This is a genomic window from Thermoplasmatales archaeon (assembly GCA_014361245.1).
Taxonomy (GTDB): Archaea; Thermoplasmatota; E2; order UBA202; family JdFR-43; genus JACIWB01.
Map to the genome: position 1 here is coordinate 1 of JACIWB010000012.1, position 21,303 is coordinate 21,303.

23 protein-coding genes are annotated in these 21,303 nt (G+C 33.8%); 9 read left to right on the plus strand and 14 right to left on the minus strand.

Features of this window, described 5'->3' with window-relative positions:
• A partial coding sequence (locus H5T45_03155; protein ID MBC7128712.1) for a peptidase C25 occupies nt 1-1,182 on the plus strand: 1,182 nt, incomplete at its 5' end.
• On the opposite strand, the gene H5T45_03160 is transcribed toward H5T45_03155, so the two are convergent.
• Genes H5T45_03160 through H5T45_03170 form a run of 3 tightly spaced genes read right to left on the minus strand, consistent with a single transcriptional unit; the run spans nt 1,179 to nt 2,604 of the window.
• Nucleotides 1,179-2,126 (minus strand): methyltransferase domain-containing protein, encoded by a 948-nt coding sequence (locus tag H5T45_03160; GenBank protein ID MBC7128713.1) that lies wholly within the window; start codon nt 2,124-2,126, stop codon nt 1,179-1,181. The genes H5T45_03155 and H5T45_03160 overlap by 4 nt on opposite strands.
• A gap of 54 nt (nt 2,127-2,180) precedes the next feature.
• Nucleotides 2,181-2,441, minus strand: coding sequence for an elongation factor 1-beta (locus H5T45_03165; protein ID MBC7128714.1), 261 nt, complete (start codon nt 2,439-2,441; stop codon nt 2,181-2,183).
• 1 nt (nt 2,442) lies between these two features.
• The gene (locus tag H5T45_03170; protein MBC7128715.1) at nt 2,443-2,604 is read right to left on the minus strand and encodes a DUF1610 domain-containing protein; all 162 of its coding nucleotides are present in this window, start codon (nt 2,602-2,604) and stop codon (nt 2,443-2,445) included.
• A 47-nt stretch (nt 2,605-2,651) separates the two neighbouring features.
• Between H5T45_03170 and H5T45_03175 the strand changes: the two genes are divergently transcribed.
• Complete coding sequence (locus tag H5T45_03175) at nt 2,652-3,119, plus strand: DUF1947 domain-containing protein (protein MBC7128716.1); 468 nt, start codon at nt 2,652-2,654, stop codon at nt 3,117-3,119.
• Here H5T45_03175 and H5T45_03180 read toward each other — a convergent pair.
• Genes H5T45_03180 through H5T45_03205 form a run of 6 tightly spaced genes read right to left on the minus strand, consistent with a single transcriptional unit; the run spans nt 3,108 to nt 10,421 of the window.
• The gene (locus H5T45_03180; protein ID MBC7128717.1) at nt 3,108-4,283 is read right to left on the minus strand and encodes a hypothetical protein; all 1,176 of its coding nucleotides are present in this window, start codon (nt 4,281-4,283) and stop codon (nt 3,108-3,110) included. The genes H5T45_03175 and H5T45_03180 overlap by 12 nt on opposite strands.
• Nucleotides 4,284-5,228: a tRNA-intron lyase gene (endA, locus tag H5T45_03185; protein MBC7128718.1), complete on the minus strand. Its 945-nt coding sequence runs from the start codon at nt 5,226-5,228 to the stop codon at nt 4,284-4,286. It abuts the gene before it with no gap.
• Complete coding sequence (purQ, locus tag H5T45_03190) at nt 5,222-5,998, minus strand: phosphoribosylformylglycinamidine synthase subunit PurQ (protein MBC7128719.1); 777 nt, start codon at nt 5,996-5,998, stop codon at nt 5,222-5,224. The genes endA and purQ overlap by 7 nt, the downstream gene beginning before the upstream one ends.
• A 27-nt stretch (nt 5,999-6,025) precedes the next feature.
• Nucleotides 6,026-8,479, minus strand: coding sequence for a PQQ-binding-like beta-propeller repeat protein (locus H5T45_03195; GenBank protein MBC7128720.1), 2,454 nt, complete (start codon nt 8,477-8,479; stop codon nt 6,026-6,028).
• A 20-nt stretch (nt 8,480-8,499) separates the two neighbouring features.
• Nucleotides 8,500-10,203 carry a ferrous iron transporter B gene (locus H5T45_03200; GenBank protein MBC7128721.1) on the minus strand — a complete coding sequence of 568 codons (1,704 nt, stop codon included), beginning with the start codon at nt 10,201-10,203 and terminating at the stop codon, nt 8,500-8,502.
• Nucleotides 10,200-10,421, minus strand: coding sequence for a ferrous iron transport protein A (locus tag H5T45_03205; GenBank protein MBC7128722.1), 222 nt, complete (start codon nt 10,419-10,421; stop codon nt 10,200-10,202). The genes H5T45_03200 and H5T45_03205 overlap by 4 nt, the downstream gene beginning before the upstream one ends.
• 132 nt (nt 10,422-10,553) lie before the next feature.
• Here H5T45_03205 and H5T45_03210 point away from each other — a divergent pair, with 132 nt between their 5' ends.
• The 6 genes from H5T45_03210 to H5T45_03235 all read left to right on the plus strand — a co-directional run bounded on the left by H5T45_03210 (nt 10,554) and on the right by H5T45_03235 (nt 14,401).
• Nucleotides 10,554-10,691 carry a hypothetical protein gene (locus H5T45_03210; GenBank protein ID MBC7128723.1) on the plus strand — a complete coding sequence of 46 codons (138 nt, stop codon included), beginning with the start codon at nt 10,554-10,556 and terminating at the stop codon, nt 10,689-10,691.
• Nucleotides 10,692-11,212: 521 nt separating this feature from the next.
• Nucleotides 11,213-12,463, plus strand: a complete 1,251-nt coding sequence (locus H5T45_03215) for a hypothetical protein (protein ID MBC7128724.1) — start codon at nt 11,213-11,215, stop codon at nt 12,461-12,463.
• Entirely contained in the window at nt 12,456-13,286 is an 831-nt protein-coding gene (locus H5T45_03220; protein MBC7128725.1) for a hypothetical protein, read from the plus strand. The genes H5T45_03215 and H5T45_03220 overlap by 8 nt, the downstream gene beginning before the upstream one ends.
• A gap of 39 nt (nt 13,287-13,325) precedes the next feature.
• A complete protein-coding gene (locus H5T45_03225) occupies nt 13,326-13,559 on the plus strand; it encodes an Lrp/AsnC ligand binding domain-containing protein (GenBank protein ID MBC7128726.1) in 234 nt (77 codons plus the stop codon).
• 9 nt (nt 13,560-13,568) lie between these two features.
• Complete coding sequence (locus H5T45_03230) at nt 13,569-13,871, plus strand: hypothetical protein (GenBank protein MBC7128727.1); 303 nt, start codon at nt 13,569-13,571, stop codon at nt 13,869-13,871.
• Nucleotides 13,871-14,401, plus strand: a complete 531-nt coding sequence (locus tag H5T45_03235; protein MBC7128728.1) for a nitroreductase family protein — start codon at nt 13,871-13,873, stop codon at nt 14,399-14,401. The genes H5T45_03230 and H5T45_03235 overlap by 1 nt, the downstream gene beginning before the upstream one ends.
• On the opposite strand, the gene H5T45_03240 is transcribed toward H5T45_03235, so the two are convergent.
• Nucleotides 14,371-15,018: a gamma carbonic anhydrase family protein gene (locus H5T45_03240; GenBank protein MBC7128729.1), complete on the minus strand. Its 648-nt coding sequence runs from the start codon at nt 15,016-15,018 to the stop codon at nt 14,371-14,373. The genes H5T45_03235 and H5T45_03240 overlap by 31 nt on opposite strands.
• A 68-nt stretch (nt 15,019-15,086) precedes the next feature.
• Here H5T45_03240 and H5T45_03245 point away from each other — a divergent pair, with 68 nt between their 5' ends.
• Entirely contained in the window at nt 15,087-16,121 is a 1,035-nt protein-coding gene (locus H5T45_03245) for an HDIG domain-containing protein (protein MBC7128730.1), read from the plus strand.
• Here H5T45_03245 and speB read toward each other — a convergent pair.
• From speB to H5T45_03265, 4 genes are all read right to left on the minus strand, one after another.
• Nucleotides 16,104-16,886, minus strand: coding sequence for an agmatinase (speB, locus tag H5T45_03250; protein MBC7128731.1), 783 nt, complete (start codon nt 16,884-16,886; stop codon nt 16,104-16,106). The genes H5T45_03245 and speB overlap by 18 nt on opposite strands.
• Nucleotides 16,883-17,266, minus strand: a complete 384-nt coding sequence (locus H5T45_03255; GenBank protein ID MBC7128732.1) for a translation initiation factor IF-5A — start codon at nt 17,264-17,266, stop codon at nt 16,883-16,885. The genes speB and H5T45_03255 overlap by 4 nt, the downstream gene beginning before the upstream one ends.
• Nucleotides 17,267-17,360: 94 nt before the next feature.
• Nucleotides 17,361-19,193, minus strand: a complete 1,833-nt coding sequence (locus H5T45_03260) for a hypothetical protein (GenBank protein MBC7128733.1) — start codon at nt 19,191-19,193, stop codon at nt 17,361-17,363.
• Nucleotides 19,183-21,276 carry a type II/IV secretion system ATPase subunit gene (locus tag H5T45_03265; GenBank protein ID MBC7128734.1) on the minus strand — a complete coding sequence of 698 codons (2,094 nt, stop codon included), beginning with the start codon at nt 21,274-21,276 and terminating at the stop codon, nt 19,183-19,185. The genes H5T45_03260 and H5T45_03265 overlap by 11 nt, the downstream gene beginning before the upstream one ends.
• Nucleotides 21,277-21,303: the final 27 nt, after the last annotated feature.

Below are 21,303 nucleotides of genomic sequence, written 5' to 3' on the forward strand. Positions count from 1 at the left end.
TATTTCCCCTGCAATGGCAGGGATGATGCTGAAAAAGTGAAATATTTCATTAAAAATGCAATTGAGGAATGGGGAATAAAATATGTTATGCTTGTAGGAGGTAGGCAAGGAGGAATTTTCAATGAAAGATGGCTAATGCCAGTAAGATATACAAATTTAGATGACCGCTCTGGATGGGAAACAGGCTACTTGAGCGATTTATATTTTGCAGATATTTATAAATATGAGAATGGAAGCATTGTTTTTGATGACTGGGACAGCAATGGGAATGGAATATTTGCTGAATGGAAGGGAATGAAAAAGGATAATTTGGATTTGGTGCCAGATGTTTATATTGGAAGGCTTGCATGCAAAAATAAAATTGAGTTAGGAGATGTTATAAATAAAATTATTGAGTATGAGAATAATGCAAAAGGAAAGGAATGGTTCAAAAAAATGATTGTTGTTGGGGGCGACAGCTGGCCAAATGCTGATGACCCTTACTATGAAGGGGAAGAAGAGAATAAAGCAGCTCTTGAATATATGCAAGGCTTTGAGGCAACAAAATTATGGACTTCTCTTGGCACTCTTACTGGCCCGCAGGATGTTATAAATGCAGTAAATGGTGGGGCTGGCTTCCTTTTCTTTGATGGGCATGGAAATCCTATGAACTGGGCAACTCACCCGCCGCGTGATGAAAGCACATGGATTGATGGTCTTGGTTTAAGAGATATGAACAAGTTAGCAAATAAAGAAATGTATCCAGTCTGTGTTGTTGGAGGATGCCACAACAGCCAGTTCAATGTTAGCATCGTCAATCTTTTCAAGATATGGAATATAAATGAGTGGTATAGTTATGTTTATAAAGGAGAAACTGCCTATGAATGCTGGGGATGGAAAATAGTGAGAATAAAAAATGGAGGAGCAATAGCAAGCCTTGGATACACTGGCTTGGATTACTTTGCAATTGGAAATGAGGATGGAGATAACTTGCCAGATTGCATTCAATATTATTCTGGCTTTTTGAATGTTAATTTCTTTAAGGAATATGCAAGTGGAAATGATATAATCGGCATTATTCATGCAAATACTCTAATAAGCTACATAAATACTCATAATGTCATGAAAGATGAAATTCATTGTAAAACAGTGCAAGAGTGGGTTTTGCTCGGAGATCCAACTCTTAAGATTGGGGGCTACTAACATTTGGATAAAACATAAAAAAATCTTGTAAGACTTCTATGAACTCTTAAGCAATGGATTTCCTCTATTCTAAAGTAATTTTTGCATATTTCCCTATAATCCAGCGATGGTAGGCCAACAACAGCTCTTTTACCTCTTTTTAAAAAATCGCTTATTTTTTCAAAAGCATCCCCATATAGCTTGTCCATTTCATCAGAAATATGAGATGAACGCCCGTATGGAAAATCTGTTGCAACGGCATCAACTTTTGCATCAAAATCCCTCATATCCATGTTAAAAATTTCATAATTTTCAATTTTATAATAATCCATATTTTTCCTGCATCCTTCAACCATTTTCTTTTTTATATCTATTCCAATCCCTTTCGCCCCTATCAGGCAAGCCTCAATTAGTAGGCCGCCAGAGCCGCAAAAAGGATCAAGAAGAGTTTGTCCCTTTTTAATTTGTGTTAAATTTACCAAAGCTCTTGCAATTTTAGGATGCATTGAAACAGGTGGGCTGAATGGTCTATTGCTTGGTTTTCTTATCTCAAATTCTTTTCTATCGATTTTTTTAATTTCTCTGCAAAAATATTTTTTCTTTCCAAAAAAAATTTTTAATACATTATCTGGCTTTTCTAAATCAACTTTTAATTTTTTTTCATTTTTTATTATTTCCCCCAATTTTTTTCTAATCTCATAGTTGCCCCCTTCTATTTTAAAACTTCCCTCAGCGTTTAGATTTTCAACAAAATCTCTTAGATTTTCACCAATCACCTCATTTACGCTGAAAGTAAGAGCAATTCTCTTTGAAAATTCATCAAAATTATTACTACAAGCTTCTACAAGAAATATTGAATTGTGATAAATATCTCTATAATTAATTTCACACGAATTCATGCATGCTTTAGCTTCTGATAATGGTAATGTAGCATATTCCTTTGATAATTCAATCAAAATTTTCACATTTATAAGAATAAAATTTATATTTACATATTTCGAAATTTATATTCTAAAGGTTTAAATCAAACCCACTTCTTCAACTGTTACGCTTTCTATGCCTTCTATTTTTTCGAGTTTTTCAACTATCTCATCGGGACTTTGATCAGGCATTACAACTGTTAAAAATAGAGCTTTTAATCCAAATGCTACAGGTGATATTTCTTTTTTTACAATTTTTGCATAGTGTGGCATTATTTTATCAGCCTGCTCCTTAATTGATTCAAGGTTCAAAGAAACATCAGATGGCATTAACTTAAACTTTATTGCTACTTTTCCCATATTATGGCCCCTCAAAACCACATTCATTACATTTATATCTTGCGGAAAGAGCTCTACAATTCCTGCATCTCTTTATCAAAGCCCCGCACTCAGGGCAAGGAAACTGAGTATGCCCTTCAACTGTAAGTCCTTTTCCACAACTTATGCATCTACCTTCAAGCATGTTCTGTTATAGGGAATAAGTATTTAAATTTTGAGAAAATTATTTTTATGTTCAGGAATAGACATGTTTTGAGAAAAAAAGATGCAAGAAAAATTTTTGATGAATTAGAAAAGCAACTTGATTGCAAGATAGATGGAGAAGCAGAAATTGCGGAATTCAAGGATATGAAAATATTGTTTATAGATAAAAAATTTACCGTATTTTTTATAGATGATAAACCCTTTTTTAATTTACTCGGTCTGCGAACCTACAGGCCAAAAAAGAAATTTTTAACAGTAGATGATGGCGCAATAAAGCACATAGTCGGTGGCGCGGATGTGATGGCGCCGGGCGTGATTGAGATTGATGAAGGAATAAAGAGAGGGGATATTGTATGGGTAAGAGATGGAAGAGGAAATCCTATTTCGGTGGGTAAAGCTTTGATGGATGCAGAAGAGATAAAAAAAGAGAAGAAAGGAAAAGTTGTTGAAAACATTCATCATCTGGGGGATGAAATATGGAAACTAAGTAATTAATGTAATTTCATCCCATACTGATGCTTTTCCTTTTATGGCAACTCCTCTTATGACATGGGATTTTCCATCATTTATAGAAATTTTAAAAGGTGGCTCATTTTCAACTGCATATATCTCGCCATCAACATAAAATATAACTTTTTCAGCATTTTCCACATATGCATTTACTTCTCCACTTTTATATCTAAGATAAATAAAAAGTTCTTCCATTGGTGGAAGAGGAAGATTTAAAGTGTAGGCAACAGCCCTTCTTAATATCCACCAGTTATAACTCATATTTGTATTATTTCCGTTAATCCAGGAATATACATATCTTGGCACACCATATATTGAAATTCCAAAAAATTCATAAACACTACCATTCATTCCACATGGTATTTCTGGGTGAGAGCTAAAAACAATAATTTTTCCTTTTCCATATTCTGATTCAACAATTGAATATTGCCCCTTTATATCGGTTTTAATTTCTTTATATGGAATCCATTTTCCAAGCCATATCCAGTAATGAAGCGGTGCTACTTCCATTGCCTCATCAGCATAAATTGCAATTCCTTTTGCTTTCTCCATCCCATACATACCAGGCCCGCCGCCGTAAGTAATATATCGGTATGAAAGATTATCAAAAACCGGGTGTGTGGATACAATTTCATTTTTAAGAGGTATTCTTGAATCGCCTATTTCCTTCCATAAATATTGCCATTCCTCATCCTGATTATCATTTATGTATGCATCGACTATCTTAAGGCATGCCAGATTTATAATAAAATCAAAAAAATTTTTTGGCTTTTCATATCCCTTAGATGCAATATTTGCCCCCCCACATATGCCCACATATCCCCCTCCTTCTGCAATAAATTCCTTAACTTTTTCCCTCCATGTTTTTATTAATCCATGAAAATATTGCCTTCCGCTCGCCCCTATTATAAGAATATCATAATTTCTCAAATTTCCATTCATAACATCTTTAAAATCAATTCTTTCAGCTGTAGTTTCATATCTAATCCCGTTTTCTTCCCACTCGTATCTAAATGCTCTTTCTAAAAGACTTACTGAAGGAGATATTGAATCATAAATTGCAATTTTTATTTCTCTTTTATCACTTTTTGAATGGCCAAAATTTGAAAGCATCAGAAAGCAAATAAATATGATTGCTATTTTCTTCATTTAAGGCGTAATTCTTTTTATTCTTATATATTTTATCTCCTTTCCCGCGACCGCAAATATCATTTCCTTCTTAACCGATTGCGCAAGCCTCACCGCCCTGCTCACTTCCGCCCATGTTGCAGTGTAATTATTTTTTATCACATGAACCAAATATGGAGCATGCTCTTCTATCTTCCCTTCATATACCCTGAAATGGGAGCCGAATTTGAAGCCAGTTTTTGGAAGCTTACCCTTATTCTTCAAATCTTCATAAACTTTCAATCTCTCTTTTATATCTGGTTGAATATATTTTGCATTCTTCATAAAATCATCAAAACTTATTTTGTTTCCATCTTTAATGAGGTTTGCCCCATTTTTTGCCATATATGCGGTTTCCATTAAAGAGATTTGAAAATATTTTCCAAAATCCCTACCAATCCCTTCCTCCTTTATTTTATTTATCAATTGCTCATCAAAAACAACACTTCTATCATTAAGAACCAATATGTTACCAGAATAATTCTCTTTTTTTATATCAGATTTCATTTCAAAAAATTTAATTGAATAATAGGTTAAATCTCCTTCTTCATCAACAATCCCAACCACTATTTTTTTGTCTAAATCAGATAACCAATCAATTATATCCTTTATTCTGAATATTGCTCTTTCAGAAATTGCTTTTACAAAGAATGATGGTTTAGCTGGTGACTTCTTTCCGCGTTCATAAAGCAAAAAATCTTCACCAATCTCCGCTATATAACCACGCTCTCTTAAATCTCTATACACTAGATATTTTATTTCAAAATCATTAAAAACAGAAATAGAATATTTTAAAAAATCTTCAAAATTAATTTTTTTCCCATCCCTTTCTACTTCAATTTTGCCCTTCTCAAGTAGATAGCACGCCTCAATCAGGCTCATCCTGTTTTTTCCCTCAACAAAATTACCCTTTATCTTTGCTAACATTTTCTCTCTATATATTTAATTATTCCTTCAAATATACTTTTTCCATCCCCTCTATTCCAGTTAATATTTTGCCATCTATAAAATGCTCTCTCAGGATGAGGCATCATACCAAGAATATTTCCCTGCGGATTTGTTATTCCGGCAATATTTGCATATGAACCATTTGGATTGAAAGGATAGCCATCTTCCTTACCATTTTCATTTACATATCTAAAAACAACCTGCTTTTTATTTACTTCTTCAGCATATTCATCACTTTTGAATACCAATTTTCCTTCTGCATGAGCACATGGAATCAAGCAAATTTTTCCCTTTTCAATATTTTTTGTTAATTCACAATTTCCCTCATGTCTTAGCAATGTCTGCCTGCACTCAAATCTATTCGAATCATTTGTTGTCAGACAAGCTTCAGGTTCATTGGCTATTCCATACAGAGCTGGAAGAAGACCAATTTCAACAAGCACCTGAAATCCATTACAAATTCCAACAATAACATATCCTTCATCAACATATCTTACAAGCTCCTTAAAAATGCTCGCCTTCATGCGAGAAGCGAAAATTGCGCCAGCCCTCACATAATCACCTCCAGAGAAGCCACCCGGCAGAAATATGCATTGATAACTCATCGGGCTCTTTCTCCCGCTTTCAAATTCTTTTAAATGCACATATTCCGCATTAACTTTGAGGCGGAGAAATGCATTTAAGCTTTCCTCCTCGCAATTTGTCCCCTCCATTCTTAGAATTGCAACTTTTATATCTTTTCTTTCCACAAATGTAAATAAAATTGATATTTAACTTTATTTTCTTTTATAGAGATAAGTTGCAGCTAATCCAATTATTGCTATTAAGATTATAATAATTATCAAGGAAATTCCTTTATTATTTTCCTCATTTAAAACTTCGAATGTTTCTGCATCCATGCAATAGATTTTTCCAATCGCTGAAAAAAATACTTTCCCATTTGTTATGACTGGCTTTGATATAGGAGTAGTGATGAAATTATATAAGCCATTAATTTCATAAGCGGGAGAAAAGCTGAAATCCACCTTTCCACTTTTATTAACTGCATAAAATCTTCCATCGGTTGATGATACAAAAATTTTATCCCCATATGCATCAATTCCTTTAAGAGATGCATTTGTTGAAAAAATCCATTTTAGCTCGCCATTTTTATCAATACAGTATAGATTTCCGTCTAAACAAGCGGCATATATTTCATTTCTGCAGTCTATATCTACAATTCCCCATCCAGTGTCTAATTTCCATTTTAGCTCGCCATTTTTATTGAGGCAATAAATTCCATCTATAGCCCCAAAATAGATATTATCCTCTATTAATAAAGATAAAATTTTCCCGCTTGCATTGTAACTCCATTTATCACAATAAATTTTATTTCCATCCACATAGTATATTTTATCCCTGTATTTTATTAAATCATTACTTAAATAGATTTTATCGCCCACCTCAATCTCCTTTCCTCCTTCTCCTTTCCATAAGCTTTTTCCATCAATAGAAAATGAATAAGAAATTTTATCAGTTGCAACATATATTATTCCATCCTTTATTTCCAAATCATTTATTTCCTCACCAAAACTTTTCTCCATTATTAAACTTCCATTCTCACTTAAAACATACAGAGTTTTATTGAAACAGGCGTATATATTTTTCCCATCACTTTTTAAGATTGCATAATCATAATTTTTATCACCGAATTCAAAAGTCCATAAAAGCCTTCCTTCTCTTCCCTTGCTGCCTTCATTTTTCTTAAAATTAGGGGTGAAATTGTAAGCAACACCATCGATTCTAACCCATCCAGCAGGAGGCACATCAACAACACCTTTCAACTTATTCAAAGAAGATGTATTCCATATATATGTTGGATTTCCAAAAAATGCCCAGAGGGAATTGTTGAATATTAAATTTCCATCTGTTATCTTGCAATCTGTTGTAAAATCAGTTATTGGAGGAGAAAACATTATTTTCTTTACAACTTCAGCATCTATTTTTCCATAATATTGGTTTCCCAATTCTTCGAATTTTATGTCTCTTTCAGAAGGAGTATAAAAGAGAGTATAATATTGATAGCCGGTTGCATTCAGCAAAAGATGAGCAAGCCTGAAGAAAGGCGCTTTAAGCACTTCATATCCTATAATATCTCTCCTTACTTTAAAATCAAATGGATTGTTTGCACTCCATAAAAATCCATCCTTCTTCCTTATAACATTATGATGGTATAAGCCAAATTCAAGAAGAGCTATTTCCTTTTCCTCCGCATCAGCAATAAGCCATTGAGCATTCATCACTCCTGTATTTCCTTCAAGAAGATATTTTATTACATCATCTATACTGCTTCCATACTGGATTGCCATCCTTGCCCTTATTGCAAGAGGTATCCCACGCAACTTAAAGAACCCCTGTATGAAAGTTGTTTCAATCATAGCCAAGCCCTCATCATTCTGCCAGAAATCCTCATCGCTCCATATATAGCCAGGAGAAGTAGAAATAATCAAGCGATGGCCGCTGCTCGGCTCTATATCAAGAATTACATTCCATCTTTGAGCTATATAATAGCTATACCACCAACCCCCACACCACACACTATCGCTTATAACAATATTTCCATCTTTTGTCGCATTTCCAACAGCTGCAAATCCATTGCAGTGATGGACTGGATAAAATGAGAGAGCAAATTCATAAAAATCCTTGGTTTTAAAAGAAAAAGCATTAAAGATATCTCTCAAAATATGAAATCCTTTCGGGAAGTTTGTTAAAATACTCATCAGTTCATACATTTCATTAAGAGCAAGAATGTCCTCATATGTTATATCCTCTCCATATATTTTAACCCCTCTTGCTTTTGCTCCATCAGCTATTCCCCTTATCTCTTCTCTATACTCTTCTGGATAATATGGCCAGAATATTTTTATAGCAAGTTTTTTGCATTCATTCCACCATCTGGCAGATAATTCTTCGTATCTTGAAGAATTTATATCAACTGGCAAATATTTTATAATAAATGGGCAATTATGAATTATATTGCTCCATCTATAAATCATATCAGTTATTTCAGCATATAAAAGCCATCCATGCTGATAGCCACGCTCATATGCATCTCCTTCTATATGAACATAAATCCATCCCTGAATGTTATACCTGCATGCATTTCCATAAACACTGTTTCCTTCGATTTTTAATTCATAATTAACAGGGGTTATAAACAGCAAGGCGAGTAGCAATGAAAGAAATTTCATAAAGAAAATATCAGAAGGTTTTAAATAAGTATTGTCTTCATTATAAATCCAACAAATAAGGCAGTGAAAAGCATTATTGTTGTGGATTTTATCATATCCTTCCAGCCAAGCTCCTTTAGAAGAACCGCAAATGTAGCAACGCACGGAAAATATATCGCAAGTACCGTTACCGCCACCACCAGTTGGGGAGCGCTTAGCCCAAGAGGCAGGAGCAAGCCCGCCGCCAAATCCTTCCTGACAAAACCCATCAGCAAAGGAACGGCTGCTTCACCAGGTAGCCCAAAAATAGGTTGCATGAGAGGTGAAAATATATTTGCGATTTTTGAAATTATATCACTTGAATAGAGTATGCCAGTTATAAAAACTCCAGCGAAGAGCCAGGGTAAAGCATCTGCGAGGAACCATTTTATTCTCATGTATGTTTTCTTGAAAATTGAGGAAATGCTCGGCAATCTATAAGGAGGAATTTCTAAAAATATTTCAGAACTCTCACCTTTTAAAAATTTATTCAGCAGTAAGCCACCAGAAATAAAAATAATTGCAAGTGTTGAATAAACTATCAATATGTATTTTATGCCATATTTTCCCAGAATAGCAAAAATCATTGCGGTTTGTGCCATGCAAGGGATAGCTATGCCAATAAGAGTCGCTGTAATAAAGCGCTGTCTCTTTGTATCAAGTATTCTTGAAGAAAGCACTCCTGGAACATTACAGCCCAATCCAAGAAAAACAGAAATTATGCCAGAACCATGCATTCCAAGGCGATGAAAGATATTATCAACAAGCGTGGATAAGCGTGGTAAATAGCCAGTATCTTCAAGTATTGCAAGAATAAGATAAAATGAAAATATATAGGGAAGAACAACTCCGAATGGAACATATAAACCAGTTGTAAGTAAGCCGAGAGATTGCATAAAATCTATTTCCCCATCTATTAATTTTCCTATAATTACATCATGAATAAAACCCTCTCCTAAAAAATCTCCAATTTTCATTATGAATATTTTATAAATTTCAAAAAGTGGATCGGAGATATATTTTATTATTTCCTCTGCTATAAATCTAACTGATAAAAAAGAAATTAGCAAAACAAAAATTGCTATTGGTAAGCCAGTAAATGGCTTTATTGATGCCTCGGATAATCTATCTTTTAAGGTATGATGGCGATGTCTAACTTTTTGAACAATCTTAACAATTCTTCCTATCTCCATCCATTTTTCATCGTCGCTGGTTTTCTTTCTTTCCTTAGCTTTTGCATCCTTTATTCTTTCTGTTAGCTCCTTTATTCCCTCACCAGTAAGGGCAACGGTTGCAACAATAGGTGTATCAAGAATTTTTTCAAGCTTCTTTAGATCTATTTCAATTCCTTCATGTCTTGCCTCATCCCATAAATTTAGGGCAATAACAACTGGTTTATTTCCCTCCAGTAGCTCAAGGGTTAAAAACAGGTTTCTTTCTAAATTTGTTGCATCAACAACATTTATCACTAAATCAGCTTCATCAAACAATTTTTTTGCAACTTCCTCTGCTTTGTTTGAAGGCATCAATGAATATGTGCCAGGCGCATCTATAATTTCAAATGTTTTTTCCCCCAACTTCATCTTTCCTTTTGTAAAATCAACAGTTGTGCCAGGGTAGTTTGCCGCTATCACGCCCGCCCCAGTGAGGCGGGAGAAAATAACGCTTTTTCCAACATTTGGGTTTCCCATCAAAACTATTTTCATACTTCCACCATTATTTTCATTGCTATTCCCCTGCCAATGCTTATTTCTCTTTCATCCACTTCCACAACTATTGGACCACAAAATGGTTGAGATGCTATTTTTTTAACAATTTTTCCTTCCCTTAATCCAATATTCCTTGCTCTTCTTTGAAAGCCAAATCCTCCATCTATCCTTATAATTTTTCCTTTCTTTCCTTGCTCTAACTCAATCAGTGAGATTTCCACATCTCGCAGAAATTATGAATATTTAAAAATATTTCGGTTAACCTAAATTTTTGCTTTATTCGATGCTGTTAGCTTAACCAAAATTTTCGATAAAAATATGCATTCCATAGATGCATTTGATGATAAATGCAAAGGGATGCAATTATTGAAAGAAAAATGTATCGTTATGAGAGAAAAAACCAGTGGAATTCATATATTAGTAAGGAGAAGCAGAACTGCCATATGGAAATGGCTGCACAAATTCAGGAGTGTATTGAAAAATAGCATCGCAGATAAAAGCCTCAGTGTGTTGTCATTGATGAGACATCTCTTCAAATAGGGGATATGAATTTCTGGTTTTGGTTTGTCATTGAACCTGAAAGATTGTCTTCTTTATGATAAGTAGGAGCAGAACAAACATGGCCTGTAAAAAATTGATTTGTGCGATGCAAGACAGATGGAAGGGCATGGTATCTGATACTGAAAAGATAGAACATTTTGATAACTATTTTCCAAGCAAGAGATGGAAAATAAAACATGTGAAGCTCTGGTTTTCCATTTATGTTTTCTATTATAATTTGATAGAGCCATCAGAGTTTATCCAAAAACTCCCCAATTTTTTATTGTAGAGTGGTAAAAATGGATAATGAATATGAAAGATTCATAGTAGCATTGCAGGGGATAATGCAATGCTAAATTTAACAGCGTCAAACTTTCACCAAAATATTTTTTAATATTTTCGAATGCATGCTTTTGCCCGCTAAATCACTTTCCAAAATTTTATATAAATTTAGAAATTTATTGTTATGAACGATGAGATTGAAGAAGCGGTGGAGGAAATTATTTCAATTGTTAATGTTGAAAGGGAGAAAATTGAGGATGATTTAAAGAGATTTATTGATTATGGAGTTCCTTTAAGTCAGGCAAAGGATGCTATATTGCATAAATATGGAAAATTATCAAGGGAAAGGAAAATAAAGGATATAAAGGCAAATGAAAGAGGGATTAATACAGTAGGAAAGATAATATTTATAGATGAAAAAGAAGTAGAAGTTAGGGGGGAGAAAAGGAAGATTTTTCATGGTTTAATAGGAGATGAAACAGCAATAATTCCATTCACTGCATGGAAAGATTTCAATATAAAAGTAGGAGATGTTTTAAGGATAAAAAATGCTTCATCAAGTGAATGGGAAGGAAATCCACGCCTAAGCTTTTCTGAATGGACTGAAATAACAAAACTTGATTATGATATAGAATTGATTAAAAGAGCACCAAAAAAATATAATCTTATTGATTTAAAAGCTGGGTTATCAAATGTTGAGGTAAGAGGTAAGATTGTTGAAATTGAGGAAAGAGAAGTAAATATTGCAGATGAGGCAAGAAAAATTTTTTCTGGAATAATTGAAGATGAAACAGCAAGAATAAGATTCACTTCTTGGAAGGATTTTTCGCTTGAAAAGAATAAGGTTTATAGAATAAAAGGGGCATATATAAGGAACTGGCGGGGCGCCCCCCAGCTTATTTTCGATGAAAACTCAGATGTTGAAAAGCTGGATGAAGAAATTTTCAGGGAGAGGAAAGTTATTCCTATATACAAGGTTGTGGAAGCAGGCGGGGGCATAGATTTGCTGATTGAAGGGACAATTCTTGAGTTGAGAAAGGATTCTGGAATAATTTTTAGATGCCCAAAATGCAACAGGAGGACGAGGGAAGGTGTTTGTGAGGAGGATGGGAATGTTGATGCTATTCCAGATTTAAGAATAAGGGCTCTTGTTGATGATGGAACTGGGGCGGTTGATGTAATATTTAATAGAGAAATATCTGAGAAAATTCTGAATAGGAAAATGGATGAATATCTATCAATGGCCAAGGAAGCAATGGATTACGATATTGTTACTGAGGATATAGAAGATAAGCTTATTGCACACCCTGTAAGAGTTTATGGCGATTCAATCCAGAGTGATTTTATAATTACAATATTTGCAAAGGATGCGGAAATAATAGGAATAGATGCGGAAAAGGAGGCGAATGAACTTTTAGCAGGTATGGGTGATTAAAATGAGGGAACCAGCATGGAGAATATTTGCAGCTGAATATAATGATTCAATGCATGTTGCTGAAAGTAAGGTGGAAAAATCTCCTAAATATGTAATAACCCCTCTTGGTGCAAAAGTGAATAGATTATACATTGTTGGGGTTTTAACTGACTTGGAAGGGATGGGCGGAGAGGGAATAAGAAGAAAAGCAAGAATATCAGATCCAACTGGCTCGCATATAGTATATGCAGAAACCTTCAAGCCAGAAGTAGCAAGCATTCTTGCAGATATCCAAATTCCAAGCTATGTAGCAATTGTTGGAAAAGCCCGAATTTATGAGCCAGAGGAAGGGGTGCTATATGTTTCTGTAAGAGCGGAAATTGCTAAAGAAGTGAATGAAGAAATAAGGAAATACTGGATTCTTGAAGCATGCAAAAATATGGCATTGAGAATAGATGCGATAAAGGAGGCAATGAATATGAAAAATCCAAGTGTTGCAAATTTGGTTGAAATTGGCTATCCAACAATAATTGCTGAAGGAGTTGTAGAAGCGATTAAATTGTATAAGGAAATAGATATAGAGCACTATGAAATACTTTTAAAAGAGGCACTTTCTTTTATAACATCAAAGAAAATAGATATAAAAAAGAATTTAGAAGGCGAGGAAAAAATATTGAAAATAATTGAGGGAATGCAGGGTAATGAGGGAGTTGACTGGGAAAAAGTTGTTGAAGAGGGAATAAAGACAGGTATAGAAAAGGATTCTGTTGAAGAAATAATATATTCCCTTATGGAAAAGGGATTAATATATGAACCACAGCTTGGAAAACTTAAATTGGTTTAAAAATAGAAAAATTAATAAGTAAAAAGTATATTATCTCTAATGCCAGTCGGGTTTGTGTTGATATCTACTGCACCAGCAAAAGAGCATCAGGTTTACAATGAACTTTTGAAACTTAGAGAGATAGTGGAGTTACATCCTCTATTCGGAGAATATGATTTAATCGCAAAAATAGAGGCAAAGGATTTAGAAGAGCTTGGAAAAATTGTTGTTGAAAAGATAAGAAAAATAGATGGAGTAACTGATACAAAAACCCTGACTGGAACAAAATTTTGAGGTGAAAAAATGAGTGATATTATGGGTCTGTTTTTGAGTATGGTTCTTTTAGTGTTTGCAATTGGAACAATAATAGGAGGACTATTTACCATATACTTTGGTTCAGGCAGGAGCAGGGCAATAGGAGGAATATTGTTGATAATAGGTATTATTGTTGCTCTTGTATTCTACAACTACAGCGGCGGCGGGATATGGGGGAATAGCGCATGGAACTGGGAGATAGTGAAGAAGGGCATAGCCTCGCTTGTAGGAGGAATTATTGGAGCAATTGTTGCAATTGGTGTTTTCCTTGCTGGTATAATGAAGGCGTGATGGAGCTAAAAGAAGTTATTGAAAAAAGGCGCTCAATAAGAAAATTCTCTGATAAAAAATTTGATGTCAGTAAATTAATCAATCTTCTATATCTTGCAAATCTTGCCCCATCTGCGGGAAATCTGCAGGCAAGAGAATTTATAATTGTTGATAAAAAGGAAATAAAGGAGAAGATAGCAAGAGCGGCCTTTCAGCAGGATTTTATTTCAAGAGCACCTTTTATCGTTGTTTTCTGTGCAAATGAAAGAAGAATTTTACCCTACGGAAAAAGAGGAAAATTATATTGCATAGAAGACACATGTGCTTCCATTGAGAATTTTTTGCTGGCTGCATGTGATGAGGGATTGGCTACATGCTGGATAGGGGCTTTTGATGAAGATGAAGTTTCAGAAATATTGAATCTCCCACAATATATAAAGCCAGTTGCAATTATTCCAGTTGGTTATGCAGATGAAAAGCCAGAAGAAAAAGAGTTAAGGAAAATTGAGGAGATGATACATTATAACGGCTGGAGCCACAACCCAACATAACCACATGAAACACATTTGTAGGCATCTACTTCCTTTATCCATTCAGGAATTTTGATAAATGGAATTGATGGAAAATCTTTTCCAGATGCAATTTTTTCCATGTTTCCATTACATGCAGGACATTTTATCTCGCCGTCAAACTCTTTTTTTAAATATCTTTCTCCAAGTTCAACATAAATCGATGAATTTCTTCTTATCTCATCGATAAGTTTTTTGTCTTCCCTTACTATTTTCGCTGGCACACCAGCAGCCAAGCTATTCGGCGGAATAACTGTATCTGGCAGAACAACTGCATTTGCTGCAATTATGCTTCCTTTACCTATTTTTGAGCCATCTAAAATTGTTGAATTTATTCCAATTATGCAGTCATCTTCTATGGTTGCCCCATGAACAATTGCCCCATGCCCAACTGATACATTTTTGCCTATTTTTACAGGATTTTCCTTAGAACAATGAATCACACAGCAATCCTGAATGTTGCTTCCATTGCCTATCTCTATTTTGTTTAGATCTGCTCTTAAAACTGCATTATGCCATATACTGCATCTATCCCCTATAAAAACATCTCCTATAATTTTTGCACTTCTTGCTATAAATGTGTTTTTTCCAGATTTCATGGATGAAATTATTTTTAAGTTTAATAAACTTTGCAAAAAAATTTATTAATTGAAATTGATAAAAAAGGATGAAAGTTATAGTCTATAGATACGGGCATAGATTAGCAAGGGATAAAAGAATTACGACCCATGTGGCTCTTGCCGCCCGTGCCTTCGGTGCCGAAGGGATTTTTATAGATAGAAAGGATGAGGGAATAGAGAAGAGAGTAGGGAAGGTTGTTGAAAGATTTGGAGGGAATTTTTTTATTGAAAGTGGGATTGATTGGAAGGAAATTATTAAGAATTGGGAGGGGAAAATAGTCCATCTCACAATGTACGGGGAAAAAATTGAAAATGTTATAGATGAAATAAAAAAATTTGATGATATCCTTGTAATTGTTGGCTCTGAGAAAGTGCCTGGTGAATTTTATGAAATAGCCGATTACAATGTTGCAATAGGAAATCAACCACATTCGGAAGTTTCATCTCTTGCAATTTTCCTTCATATGCTAAATGGGGGAGAATGGATGAATAAAAAATTTGATGGAATAATTAAAATAATTCCAAGCAAAAAAGGAAAAATTTTATCATATGATTATATAAAAATTTTGGAAAAAGAAGGATGTAGCAAGGAAGTTATAGAACACTGCAAAAAAGTGAGGAATTTAGCAATTAAAATTGCTCAAAAAATTTTTGAAAATGGAATAAAATTGGATATGGAAGCAATTGAAGGAGGGGCAATTCTTCATGATGTTGGCAGAGCTAAAAGAAATGATTTATTGCATGTTATTGAAGGGGTTAAAATTGCAAAAAAATATGGCTTACCAGAAAAAATAGTATCGATAATAGAAAGGCATGCCGGCTCCGGAATTGATGAGGAAGATGCTGAGTTGCTTGGTTTGCCAAAAAAGGATTATAATCCAGAAAGTATTGAAGAAGAAATTGTTTCTCATGCGGATAATCTTACTTCAAATGATTATAGAAGTATTGAAGAAACCATAAATGAATTTAGGAAATTTGGAGAAAAGCAATTAAAAAAATTGATGGCAATGCATGAAAAATTGAGTAACCTTGCTGGTGTGGATATTGATAAAATTGTTGAGGAGCTAAAAATTCTTAAATGATATAAAATCTCTTATAATTCTTGCTGCAAGTAAAGATGTTCTTCCATCATCATATGGGGGACAAACTTCTACAATATCCATCGCAATTACTTTTTTTGAAATAATCTTTATAAAATCAAAAATTTCATAGCCAAGCCCGAAAGGTTCTGGATTGCTCACGCCTGGAGCGAAGCAAGGGTCAAAAACATCCATATCAATGCTTAAAAAAATTTTGTCAAATTTAATTTCTTCAGCCATTTGCGACCTAAAATCCCATGCATAAAAATGTTTAAAGCCGATTTTTTTTGCGTCCTCAATTTCCTCCTTGCAAGCAGACCTAATGCCAAAAGATATAATATTTTCTTTCCCAACTTTCTCAAAAATTCTGCGGGCGGCGCATGCATGGCTATTTTTATCGCCCAGATATTCTTCTCTAAAATCAAGATGAGCATCTAATATAACAACTCCTGCATCTTTCGGCAGGATAAAAGGTGAAATTGAATGGGCTCCTCCCATTATAATAGGGATTTTTCCTTCAGATATTACTTTGTTTACAAATTTTTTTCCTTCTAAAAGGCTAAAATTTCCAGCATCATTTATTTTTGCTTTGCTTAAATCAAAATTATTTCTTAAATCGTAACTCTCATAATTCCAGCTTTCGTATCTTATATGTTCTGGAGCAATTGATGCACCTTTTCTGAATGACATTTCAGCGTCTTCATATGGTATACCAAAAATAACAAATTTTGCATTTTCATAGCTTTCTTCGGCATCAGCAAATTTCATATTCTTGTAATTTTTTTCTTACCCATTGCCTGCAGATATTCTATTTCTTTCCCTTCCTCTATTTTTCCCTTGAATTCTTCTGGTATGTCCATATCAAATGTTTCATATGTTTCCATATCCATAAGCTGTACCTTGTCCCCTCTTACAGATATAACCTGCGCAGTTTTTTTCTCAATTATCGGAATTGCAACTTTATGCTTCACTGGATATATTACGCTTCTCTTTTGATTGTCAAATATTCCAACTGCATCTATCCTTGCCTTTGCCTCTCCATGCTTCCCTGGTTTTGAAGTTGCAATACTCAAAATCTTGCAAGGTTCTTCATCAATAATTATATATCTATTCTCCTTGAGTTCTCTTACTTCAGCCATTTCCTTCATCTTTACACCAAAAAAGAAATATAAAACTAATAGATAAGATTTTGCCTCATGCCCAGTAGTTCCGAAAGTATCAAAAACTGCTAACCAAAATCTTTTATATATTTGAAAAAATCATATAAGAAAATATAGAGGAAATTGTAAAAATAAAAGTTGCTATTGGCAGAGATTTTCCTATGGTATAGAAATATTCTATTTTATCATCCCCTTCATCTATTCCATTTGCGAGCCTTAGTATTAAAAATACAAGAAGAATAATATAGATACCAATTACAATATCAAAATCAGTTGATGATTCAACATAGAATATCTTTCCAAATAGAGGGATTGTTACATCCTCAGAAAATGAGAAATTCAATGAAGAAAGGATTTTTTGCATTAAATTTGTCATTCCTAGAGTCACTCCCCCTATTAAGGGAGCAAAAAATGTTGCTGTTGAGCGAAGGGAAGAAGTTATTGAAGCCAAGCCATCTTTTATTTTCCTCTCGACATCCTGAAGTTGCTTCAGATGGTCAGCTATTTTAACTATTGCAATTCCTGCATATTCATAACTTTTCCTAACTCCTTCAATAAAAATTTTTATTATAGCCCTTATCCTATCTGAATAAACATTCGCAAGAGCCCCATATTCAGCATCAAAAAACGCATCCTCTATTTTTATCCTTCTTGAAATAAGGTTATAAAATGCTTTTGCAAAAACTTCTCCTATGGTTGAGCCTTTCATTGTTTGAGCTACATGGTTAAATGCTTCTTCCGGCGGTTTGCCTTCAGCAACCCTCCTTCCAAGTATATATAAAGCATCCCCGAACTCTTTTTCCATTTTTCTTATCCTATCTCTCTCCTTTTTATCCTTGCTATATGTAGAGAGGCAATAAAATGAAACTGAAATTGCTATGCCCCATATGAGGAAAAATTTTTTAAAATTTAAAGGGAAATAAATTGATGCAATAGTAAATGGGATAAAAATAAATACTGAAATTAGAGCATTTCTCAAGTTGCTTAATTTTTTCTGCGGCAATGAAGGCGGATTAAAAGTTGCGGGACGATTTGCAAGAATTTTTCTTATATAAAAGAAAAGGAAAACAGGAAGTAGGATATCATAAAATATGATTATATGAAATATGGAGAATTTAAGCCCTATCACGCTCACGGCAGGGAGCATTGCTACCGTTGCAAGGGGGAGCATGAAGCCGAGAGAATATATTATTAGAGTTGGTTGATGAAGCTTATTTGAGAAATCATTCATTAAATCCCTTGTTCCTTCTAAAACAACATCAAGAGCTCTATCCAAAGTAGAAATTCTATCATTTTCTTTTTCATTTACAGAATTTCTTATTAAATGTATAGCTCTCTTAAAATATTCACTCCATTCCCCCCATAAGTTCGAAAAATATGTTATTGCATCATCTATGCTTTTATGTATTCTTATTTCTAAATCCCAGATAATTTTTCTTAAATCTTTTGCGAGAGAAGAATTTGATTCTTTAGCTGCAAAATAAAAAGCTCTTTCAAGATTTGGAACTAACTTTAGATACATTACTAAATATGATATTATTTCTGGAATATCTCCCAAGGAATGCGCCTTCATATATCTTGCTTTTATTTTAGGGTATTCACTTGTATAATGCAAAGAAAGAAGGGGAAAAATAAAGAGAATTATAATGATTAGAAAAATTGTTAAAAATCCCATATTTTTTATTGAAAAATCATAAAATGCAAAAATTGAAATCGATATTAATAGGGAAATTAAAAGTGAAATAATTGCACAAATATAGGAAAAATAAATTATTTCATATGGCTCAAGATCTGTTCCAATAAAATGAAGGCTATCCAAAAATTCCTTCGATACCTCCTTATTTATTTTTTCTTTCTCCTCCTCCTTTATCTTTATTTTTCCAACAAATTTTCTGCATAAATTTTCAAATTGCATTTTTTATCCACTCATTCCATTTCTCTTCGATTTCATAAAAATTTTTATTTTCTTCCAGCAATGACCAATAGAAATTGTTTGCATCCCTTATAAATCTCGCATCAGTTCTTCCAATTTCAACAATTTTTTCCTTCATCCTTGCCCTCATCTTTATATTTTCTATTGCATCTTCCATGCTCATTCCCCATTTCCTTGCTATTCTCCCTATTATCTCTGACTGTCCCATATAAAATAGATCAGTCGCTTCAAGCACATCTTTTGAATAATCATATCTCATTATATCTGAAAAAATTTTATCAACATCTTCTTTTTCCCAGAGCTTGCTTACTTCAGATACCTGAATAACCCTTCTCATTCTTTCAATCCCTCCTCCAGCCCTGATGGGTGAGGCAATAACAACTATATCTGTTGCTTTGAATGAAACAGGTGGAACACCGATATCATAAACAATTCTATCAAAAACATCTCTTGATGTTGAGCCATGAATTGTTCCCATGACTAAATTTCCAGCAGCCCCTATCCTCATTGCTTCAAACAAAATTTTTGCTTCCTCACCACGAACTTCCCCGAGGATTATAACAGATTCACCAAGCCTCAGAGCGGTTTTTATTGCAGTTTTCTCATCTATGCCATCACTGCCCACCGCAGATTTTGTAAGCAAAGATTGAATTTTATAACCGAGCCTCTGGAGCTCATCAACTGGCAACTCTGGCGTATCCTCTATAGTAAGAATTCTGTATCTCTGAGGTATCTCAAGCATAAGAGAGGAGAGGAGGGATGTTTTCCCCGCCCCCCTTGAACCAGCGATCAAAATCGTTGCCTGCCCATCAACAAGAAAACTCAGCAAGCCAGCAGCAAGAGATGAGAGCATCTTGCATGAAATAAATTTTGGCAATGTCCATAACTCAGATGCATGCCTCCTTATTGCAAATGCTATGCCTTTGGGTGTTATTGGAGGGGAAATTGCGGTAATGCGTGAGCCATATTCGGGAAGCCCAACATCCATTACTGGGGCCGCTTCCGAAAAGCCCCTCCCACTCAAACTTCTCAGACGCGATGAGAATGCTTCAATATCATTTTCTGAAAAATAGATGTTTGTTACATATTCCTCTCCATTTGCAACAATATGCAATGGATTATAGCTTACAGGAGCATTTATATAAATATCTTGTATTGTTTTATCAGCTAACAAATCTTCAAGTATTCCAAAGCCAGATGTATATTTTGCAAATGTCTCAGCAAGAAAATCTATTCTCCTGCTATCAATTTTATATTTAATACTTTCTGCTATTTCCATTATTTTTTCTTTCCCAAATCTGTAAAAATATTCTCTTGCTCTTTCAGGATCCATAAATGAAATGTCTGATGGGCGATGCTTTGAGAGCTTTTCCTTTGCTTTAATAAGTATTTTAAGTTCCTCCAAGCTGATATTGTACTCTGGTGGAATTATAAAATACAATTTTTCCGCTTTCCTCTTGAGTTCATATAGGGAAACCTTTATACTGCTTCTTTCTTTTTTTATTTCATAACTTTTTATAAAAATCGCATCATTTGGAGGAGTAAATTCGATTGATGTATCAAAGAATATCGGTCTTATATAAGCTCTTATGCCATCATAAGAGAAATGTTTAATTTTCTCAAAATTTTTTATTATATTACTCAATTTTTCAAAATTTTCATCTCTGCATTTTGCACATTCTTCCTTTTTTAAAATAAATGGTTTTTTTAATTTGTAAAAAAAGTTTAAAAGATTGAGAAAAGATTTTAAGGGATCCTCCTTGCTTTTTTCTATTGCTGAATTAATCTCCTTACTAAAAATGCAATCACTGCAATAATTTAGTTTCATGGAAGATATTTTTTCAATAAATTTTGAAATTTCGAAAAGCATTGAAAGCGATTCACCTTCTATTATCTTTACAAAATAATGATTTAATTTTATTCTATCAATTTTTCCTTCTTTACCTATTATTTCAAGCAATTCCTTTCTGCAATTTTCATCTGAAAGCGAAGAGGAATATTTGCATGAATGGCAATCTACTTCAACTACATTTGCTCCCCCTTCTTTTATAATCCTATAAACCATTCAAAAATTTAATTTATTATTTAAATA